Below are 7,094 nucleotides of genomic sequence, written 5' to 3'. Positions count from 1 at the left end.
AGCGTGGCGGCGCTGGTGGGGAGGGTGTTGGTGAGTGTGCTGGTGGTGATGAGCAGAGTGGGTTCGCTGTCGTGGAGCATGAAGGTGATGCGGTCCGGTGGGTAGCCGGGGTCGAGGGGGACGTACGCGGCTCCGGCCTTGGTGACAGCCAGTACAGCGGTGATCAGCTCAGGGGAACGTGGCAGGGCGAGCGCGATGCGGGTTTCCGGTCCGGCGCCGCGCGCGATGAGCAGCCGGGCCAGCCGGTTCGCGCAGGCGTTGAGGTCCGCGTAGGTCATCGTCTCGCCCTCGAAGACCACCGCCGTGGCCTGCGGGGTGCGTGCCGCCTGCTCCTCGAACAGCTCCGGCAGCACCCGTCCCGCCCCGGCCGCCGCCACCGAGGCACCCGTACCCCATCCCAGCAGCCGTCCCCGCTCCTCCTCGGAGCAACCGTCGACCCGCCCGACCACGACGTCAGGGTCGAAGGCCATGGCCTCCAGGACCCGCACCAGGCGGTCGGCGATCGTCGAGACGTCCTCCCGGCCGAAGAGGTCCGGACGGTAGCCGAGCCGCATGTGCAGCCGCTCGTCCGGGACGACCAGCAGGGACAGGGCGTAGTGCACGGCGTCGCGCCCCGTGATGTCGACCGTCCTCAGTTCCCGCCCCGGGTCGAGCAACTGCCCTTGGTTGATGGGGTAGTTCTCGAAGACGGTCGTCGTGTCGAAGAGGTCCCCGGAGCGCACTCCGCTCAGCCGTTGGATCTCGGCAAGCCCCAGGTGCTGGTGGTCGAGCAGCTCCGTCTGCTCCTCCTGGAGCCGGGAGAGCAGCCCGCCCAGCGACTCCTTCGGATCGATGCGCAGCCGGACCGGCACGGTGTTGATGAACAGGCCCACGATGGTCTCCACACCCGGCAGCTCCGCCGGGCGGCCCGAGACCGTGGTGCCGAACACCACGTCGTCACGCCCGGTGAGCCGCCCGAGGACCAGCCCCCACGCCGCCTGGACGAGGGTGTTCAGCGTGAGCCCCGAGCGCCTGGCGCGCTGCGAGAGCCGCGCGGTCAGCTCGGGGGACAGGTCGGTGGCGTACTCCTCCGGCCACATCGCGGCACGCCCCGGAGCGGCGGGGGCGACCAGCGTGGGCTCGGTCAGCCCGTCCAGCGCCGTGCGCCAGGCGGCCCGGGCGGCTTCCCGGTCCCGCCGCCCCAGCCAGGCCAGATAGTCGCGGTAGGGCACCGGCCGCGGCAGGCCGGTGTCGTCACCGGAGCGTTCGTACAGCGCGAACAGTTCGCGCAGGACCAGGGGCACCGACCACCCGTCCCACAGCAGGTGGTGGTTGGTGATGACCAGCCAGTGCCGGTCCGGGCCGCCACGCAGGGCCGCGAAACGGACCAGCGGTGGCCGCACCGGATCGAACCGTACGGAGCGGTCCTCGGCCAGCCACCGCTCCACCGCGCCCCGGCGCTCGTCCTCCGCGACCGTGGTGAGGTCCACCTCCTGCCACGGCACGGACACCGCACCGGCGACGGCCTGGACCGGACGGGACAGGCCGTCGTGCAGAAACGCGGCCCGCAGATGCGGATGCCTGCGCAGCAGCGCGTCGGCGGCCGCGCGGAACCGGCCCGTGTCGAAGGGGCCCTCCAGTTCCAGGCAGAGCTGTACGAGATACACGTCCGGGGCCGTGTCGTCGTACACGGCGTGGAACAGCAGCCCCTCCTGCAGCGGGCTGAGTGGCAGAACCTCCACACTGCCCGGGGCCTTCCGCTCGACGCTCTCCGACTCCGCCTGGGAGAGCCGGACGAGTGCTCCTTCTGAACGGCCCAGGCCCTCGGCGGTCGGCTCGTCGGGCGTACGGGCCACGGTGGCGAGCGCCGCGGGCGTCTTGTACTGGAAGACCTGGCGGGGGGTGAGCACCAGCCCCTCCCGGCGGGCACGGCTGACGAGCTGGATGGAGATGATGCTGTCCCCGCCCAGCGCGAAGAACTCCTCCTCCACTCCGACCTCGGCGAGCCCCAGCACCTCGGCGAACAGGGCGCACAGGGTCTTCTCACGCGGTGTCGCCGCGGCCCGGCCGGTGGCTCGGTCGGCGCCGGGGTCGGGCACGGGCAGCGCGGCGCGGTCGAGCTTTCCGTTCGCGGTCAACGGCACCGCGTCGAGCGTCATGAGGGCGGACGGGAGCATGTAGTCGGGCAGGGTCGCGGCGAGGTGGGCCCGGAGGGACGCCACGAGTCCGCCCAGCTCATGGGAGGCCCCGGGGTCGTTGGCGTACGAGCGCAACGGACGGAGATCGTTGCCCTGCGTGCCCTGCGTGCCCTGCGTGCCCTGCGTGCCCTGCGCGGACGTCGCGGACGACGAAGACAACGCAGACGGCACAGGCGGCGCAGGCGGTACAGACTGGTCCAGCACGCGATGGTCCACCCCCGCCGCCGTGTCCACGAAGACCGCGTCGAAACAGCCGTCGCTGTCGGACCAGGTGAGGGCGGCACGGTAGCCCAGACCGGCGGCGATCTCGTGCAGCGCCTCGGGATCGGACGCCTCGGGCTCCGGCCCCGCGGTGGCCGCCTCGCGGACGGCGTCCGGCGCCACTCCGTGCCGCAGTTGCCGCAACGCCTCCAGCTCGTCCGCGAGCCGGGCGTTGGGAATGCCGTTCACCCGCAGCATCCGGGGTCGCAGGCGCTCCAGGGTCTCCGCCACTTCGCTGGTCGTACGCATCTCCTCGCCCCACTGCCGCGCCACCGCGTCGCCCACCCGGAGCGCCCCGGCCGGACCGGCCCCAGACGCCCCCGTCCCGGCCCCAGAAGCCCCCGGACCGGCCCCCGGTGTCTCCGGAGCGGGCGCCTTGACCAGGACCACGTCGTAACGGTGGCGGGTGAGCTCATTGCGCGCATGGCCACGTTTGATCCGCACATCGACCGCCGCCACCCCGGGCAGCCGGGACGGAAGGGTGGCGAAGAGGGCCGGGTCGACGACGAGTTCGCGCTCCTGCCGGATCGCCTTGTCGACGGTGGCCCGGAGGCTCTCGTTCGTCGTGCCGGGCGCCGCCTGGGCCAGGGCGACGGCCGTGGCGAAGCAGCGGAGCAGACGGGCGTTGCGCACATCACCGATGAAGATCCGGCCACCGGGCGCGAGCAGCCGCATCGCCCCGGCCACCACCTCGACCAGGTACTCCACCCCGGGGAAGTACTGGACGACCGAATTGAGCACGATGGTGTCGAACCGGCCGGCGGGCAGACCGGTGAAGTCGGCCGCGGGCTGGCAGCGCAGCTGGGTGCGGTCCGCCAGGGCCGGATCGTCCGCGATCCGATCCCGCAGGTGGCCGATGACCGCAGGAGACACATCGGTGGCCCAGTACGCCTCACAGCGCGGCGCCAGGCGCGCCATGAGCAGCCCGGTGCCGACCCCGATCTCCAGCACCCGGCACGGCTCCAGCTCCGTGATCCGGTCGACGGTCGTGGTCAGCCACTCCCGCATCTCCGGCAGCGGAATGGGCCGCTGGTCATAGCTGCTGTCCCAGCCGACGAAGTCCTCCCGCAGGACGGTCGTGGCGCGGTCCCGGTACAGCGACTCGTAGACCGTGCGCCACTCCTCCACCTGCCGGCCGGCCAGGTCGCCGTCGGGGCCGGACCGGTGCGCGGGCACCGCGTAGGCCACCAGGCGCCGGTCGCCGGGACGGTCCTCGCGGACGGTCGCGGCGGCCTGCGCCACGTCGGGGTGTGCCGTCAGCGCGGCCTCGATCTCACCGAGTTCGATACGGAAGCCCCGCACCTTGACCTGGTCGTCCGCGCGTCCCACAAACTCCAGACGGCCGTCGCCGTCCCACCGCACGAGGTCGCCCGTGCGATACATCCGGGTGCCCGCCGGGCCGAAGGGATCGGCGACGAACCGCTCGGCGCTCATCGCCGCACGTCCGGCGTACCCGCGCGCCAGCCCCGCCCCCGTCACATACAGCTCGCCCACCACCCCGGGCGGCACCAGCCGCAACCCGGGATCGAGTACGTACACCGCCAGATCCGTCAGCCCCCGCCCGATGACACTCGGAGTCCCCGGTACGGCGTCCGCGTGGCCGAGCCGGCGGGCGGTGACGTGGACCGTGGTCTCGGTGATGCCGTACATGTTGACCACGACGGGGGCGTCGTCGCGGTGGCGGACGTACCAGCCCGCCAGCCGGGCGGGGTCCAGGGCCTCCCCGCCGAGCACGATGTACCGCAGGGCCAGCTCAGAGCCCAGCGAGGGCAGGTCCTGGTCGGCGGCGATCAGCTGGTACAGGGCCGACGGCGTCTGGCACAGCACCGTGACCCCCTCGCGGACCAGCAGGCGCAGGACGTCCTCGGGGGAGCGGGTCACCTCCTTGTCCGGCACCACCAGCCGGCCACCGTGCAGCAGCGCCCCCCACATCTCCCAGACGGAGAAGTCGAAGGCGTACGAGTGGAACAGACACCACACATCGGTCTCACCGAAGGTGAACTGCTCCCGGGCGGCGCCGAACAGCCGCGCCACATTGCCGTACGGCACCTCGACGCCCTTCGGAGTGCCGGTGGACCCGGAGGTGTAGATGACATAGGCCGGGTGGCGGGCGTCGAGCGGAAACGCACGCTCGGCGTCGGACAGGTCGTGCGCGGGCAGCCTCCGCAGCCGGGCCACGGTGTCATCCGCCCCGAGGTCCAGGCGGTCCAGGCGGACCGGGCGGACCGGGCGGACCGGGCGGACCGGGCGCGTCACGGCCGGAACGCCCGGTGGCAGGTCTTCGACGAGGCCGTCCGTGGTCACCAGCAGCGTGGCACCGCTGTCGGCGAGGACGAAGGCGAGGCGCTCCGCGGGGTGGTCCGGATCCAGCGGGACGAACGCGGCCCCGGCCTTGAGGACGGCGAGAACGGCCACGACCATGTCGGCCGAGCGGGGGAGGGCGAGGGCCACCCGCGTCTCGGCTCCCGCACCCGAAGCCACCAGCAGCCGGGCGAGGCGGTTGGCACGCCCGTTCACCTCCGCGTACGTCAGCCTGGTGTCCCGGTGCACCACCGCGACGGCCTCGGGGGTCCTGCGCACCTGCTCCTCGAACAGCAGTGGCAGCACCGCTTCCGTCCGCTCGGCGGGCTCCGTACGCGCCCCGCCCCAAGTGCGCAGCATCAGCTCGCGTTCGCCCGGCGCCAGCGGATCGACCGTTCCGACCTGCGGATCGGTGTCCGACACCAGCGTCCGCAACACCCGCAGCAGCCGCTCCGCGATCGACTCGACCGCCTCCCGCGCCAGCAGGTCCGGCTGGTACCCCATCCGGATGTGCAGCCGCTCTCCCGGAATCACCATGAGCGCCAGGGCGTAGTGGGTGGCGTCGTAACTGTCCACCGACAGCGTCCTGAGCTCCGTGGTCGGATCCAGCAGCTTCCCCTCGTCGAGGGGATAGTTCTCGAACACGGTGGTGGTGTCGAAGATCTCGCCCGATCCGATGCCCGCCAGCCGCTGGATCTCCACGAGCCCCAGGTGCTGGTGGTCCAGGAGCCGCGCCTGCTCCTCCTGCAACAGGCAGAGCAGCGCGGACACCGGCTCGCGCGGATCCATCCGCAGCCGCAGCGGAACGGTGTTGATGAACAGCCCCACCATGGATTCCACACCGGGGATCTCGGCGGGCCGTCCGGAGACCGTGGTGCCGAACACCACATCGTCACGCCCGGTCAGTCGGCCTAGCAGAATCCCCCACCCGGCCTGCACCAGCGTATTGAGGGTGAGCCCCAATCGCCGGGCCCGCAGGGAGAGTTGGTTGGCCAGCTCGGCGGGCAGGTCGAACGAGAACTCCTCCGGGGGGACCGTGGTCCGGCCGGGGGCCGCGGACGTGAGCAGAGTGGGCTCCTCCAGCCCCGCGAGCGCCTCGCGCCACGCCTCACGCGCCGCGTCGCGGTCCTGGCGTCCGCACCACTCCAGATAGGTGCGGTACGGCACCGCCCGGGGAAGCGCCGCCTCATCGCCATTGTGGTCGTAGAGGGCGAAGTACTCCTGGACGACCAGGGGCAGCGACCATCCGTCGAGCAGGATGTGATGGTGGGTCACGACGAGCTGGAATCGGTCGTCGCCCAGCCGGAAGAGCGCGAACCGGATCAGGGGCGGACGCGTGAGGTCGAAGCGGGTGCCCCGGTCCTCGACCAGCCACCGCTGAAGCGCCCCGCGCCGCTCCTCCTCGTCCAGCTCCCTGAGATCGGCCTCGTGCCAGCGGAGGGGCACTTCGCGGGGTACGAACTGGACGGGCTGCGAGAGGCCATGGTGCAGAAAACCCGCCCGGAGCGGCGGATGTCGCCGTACGAGCGCTTCGGCCGCCCGCCGGAACCGCGCGGGATCGGCGGGGCCCTCGAGCTCGAAGGAGAGCTGCACCAGATAGACATCCGGTGCGGCGTCGTCGTACACGGCGTGGAACAGCAACCCCTCCTGGACCGCGGTCAGCGGGAGGACGTCTTCCAGCTCGCGCTTGTCCATCAGGCGTTCCTCCACCAGTCTTCGAGGTTGTCGATGTCGTGTTGGGTGAGGGTGAGGAGGGGGAGGTCGGAGGGGGTGTGGCCGCCGGTGTGGTGTTGGGTGTGGGTGGTGAGGGCTTTGAGTGCGGTGTGCCAGTGGTGGGCGAGTTGGGTGATGTGGTGGGTGGTGTGGTGGTGGGGGTTGTAGGTGAAGGTGGTGGTGAGTTGGGGTCCGTGGGGGGTGTCTTGGGTGTGGGCGTTGATTTCGAGGGGGGTGTGGTGGAGTTGGTGGGGGTCGGTGTTGCCGTTGAGGGGGGTGGTTTCGGGTGCGTGGGGCCAGGGTTGGGTGGTGGTGGGTGTGGTTGGTGTGGTGGGGGTGTAGCGGCCGAGGTAGTTGAAGGTGGTGGGGGGTTGGGGGAGGTGGGTGAGGTGGGGTTGGGTGGTGGGGTTGAGGTGGCGGAGGAGTCCGTAGCTGGTGCCGTGGTGGGGTGTGGTGTGGAGGGTTTCTTTGATGGTTTTGATGGCGGTGCCGAGGTGGGGTGTGGTGTGGGTGATGTCGTGCCAGGTGGCGGGTCCGGGGTGGAGTCGGGTGGGGTGGAGGGTGGTGAACCAGCCGATGGTGCGGGTGAGGTCGAGGTGGGGGGTGGGTTCGTGGCGTCCGTGGCTTTCGAGGTTGATGAGG

Annotated in this window: 2 protein-coding genes; both read right to left on the bottom strand. The window is 71.6% G+C overall.

The features are described 5' to 3' along the window. The coding region (locus IEJ02_RS47195) for a non-ribosomal peptide synthetase (protein ID WP_223865598.1) at nucleotides 1-6,434 on the bottom strand (6,434 nt) is incomplete at its 3' end. Continuing rightward, on the bottom strand, nucleotides 6,434-7,094 hold a 661-nt coding region (locus tag IEJ02_RS47190; RefSeq protein WP_223865597.1), incomplete at its 5' end, for a condensation domain-containing protein. The genes IEJ02_RS47195 and IEJ02_RS47190, both read right to left, overlap by 1 nt.

The sequence above is a fragment of the Streptomyces sp. 5-10 genome (assembly GCF_014712245.1).
Classification (GTDB): domain Bacteria; phylum Actinomycetota; class Actinomycetes; order Streptomycetales; family Streptomycetaceae; genus Streptomyces; species Streptomyces violaceusniger.
This window is presented reverse-complemented; position numbering and strand designations above follow the sequence as displayed.